Genomic DNA, 1,142 nt, shown 5'->3' on the forward strand with positions numbered 1-1,142 from the left:
TGTTTTAGGATCTACGTCGCTGATGACAACTTCACGAGCAATCGCCCAGATGTAGGCGATCATCTCTCTTGCAATGGCGACAACAACGACATTTCGGTGTTTACCTTTTTGCAGTAGCCGTTGGTAACGACGACATAACCTTTGCTGGGCTTGCCAAGCAATATCGACGATCTCTTTAGGTAGTCCTTCTTGCCTTAGTTGAAGCTCTACGGAGATGTTCGCTTTGTGTTTATAGGTATGTGCGCCTTCAACGAGCAACCGTCTAGCCCGACTGTTACCACACTTTGTCAGCCTGCCGCGGCGAGTTTTACCTCCACTAGAGTTTTCTGTTGGTACAAGTCCAAGGTAAGCCATAAGCTTTCTTGGATGGTCGAACCGTCGTAGGTCACCCAGTTCAGCTATTGTGCCGAGAGCTACGAGTAACCTCACTCCACGCATAGCTTGTATGGCTTTCACTACAGGATAATATCGCCAGTTTTTAACCTGATGGAGCAGTTCGTTGTCGAGTCGTTGAAGGCGTTGTATGCGTTCATTGATTGTGATGATCATCTCTTGTAAGACGATTTGTTGACTATGGTGAGGAAGAATGAGGTCGGTCAGCCACCGTAGATGCTTTTTAGACCAGTTATCATTCACCGTAGCTTGGATATTATTGCGAAGAAGAAAGCCTTTGAGTTGGAACTTTGCGTCTTTGAGATCTTTCATGGCCGTTTCTCTGGCACGTGAGAGGTCTCGAATGGCTTCATCCTCGGCTTCCGGTACATAGATGGGTGTAAGCTCTTCGGCTTTTAACAACTTCGCGAGCTTCACTGCATCTCGCTTGTCAGTTTTAACTCGCTCACCAGGCTTCTTAGGTATCAACGATGGAGCGACGACATAGCAGCAGTGTCCAAGGCTCGTAATCAAGCGATAAGTCCAGTAACCACATGGCCCCGCTTCATAGACAAAGTGCAGAGTCGCTTTGGGATACTTGGATTGCAGTTGTTTGGCCAATTTAATTAGTGCGGACTTATTGGATTTAATGCGGCCTAACTGTTGTGGGTTTGCCCCTCGATGTTCTTGTAAAACAGCGACTTGAATAAATGACTTATGCGTATCTAAGCCAATGAAAATTATGCTATCTTTACTCATGCTAGCCTCCA

1 protein-coding gene is annotated in these 1,142 nt (G+C 46.4%); it reads right to left on the bottom strand.

Annotated features, from left to right (window positions below; all coding sequences use genetic code 11):
• Positions 1–1,131, bottom strand: a 1,131-nt coding sequence (locus VFDL14_RS15260) for an IS110 family transposase (protein ID WP_032550400.1), incomplete at its 3' end; no start/stop codon positions are given.
• Between the last annotated feature and the right edge of the window lie 11 nt (positions 1,132–1,142).

It is taken from the genome of Vibrio fortis, assembly GCF_000695685.1.
Classification (GTDB): Bacteria; Pseudomonadota; Gammaproteobacteria; order Enterobacterales; family Vibrionaceae; genus Vibrio; species Vibrio fortis_A.